1 protein-coding gene is annotated in these 404 nt (G+C 43.1%); it reads right to left on the bottom strand.

Going from position 1 to position 404, the window contains the following annotated elements:
• A partial coding sequence (locus tag AX677_RS09400; RefSeq protein ID WP_197416880.1) for a hypothetical protein occupies window positions 1-404 on the bottom strand: 404 nt, incomplete at both ends.

Below are 404 nucleotides of genomic sequence, written 5' to 3'. Positions count from 1 at the left end.
CGATGAAGCTATGAACTTTATTTTGATCGCTCGTTAAACCACTATTGCCATAGGTGTAGTGTTTACCAGTTGTGTTCGGATCGGTAAATGTATCTGCAGGGTTGCCACTAAAATCGTTATTATTAAAGTAACGCACCTGATCCAAACCTTGGTAAGAAGCAACGAAGACCCGGTCAGTTGTTCGAGGATCGTCAGTCTTAACGAGATAAGGATTTGTCTCATCGTATTGTTCTGGGCTAACATAAGTGGTCAACCGTTTAAGGGCACTTTTTACACTTGGAATAGTTGCCCGGAATGATCCACTGGCATCCTGCAGGATAACCAAGTCAATCGGTTTCCGTGGAACTGTCCAGTCCGTTGCGTCTGTTTTTTCAATCTTCCGATAACACCCATTTTGTGTAATC

Origin of the sequence: Streptococcus sp. CCH8-C6 (genome assembly GCF_001557225.1) — a bacterium.
GTDB lineage: Bacteria > Bacillota > Bacilli > Lactobacillales > Streptococcaceae > Streptococcus > Streptococcus sanguinis_C.
The sequence above is the reverse complement of the archived record's forward strand: the minus strand, read 5'-3'. Positions and strand labels throughout refer to the sequence as shown.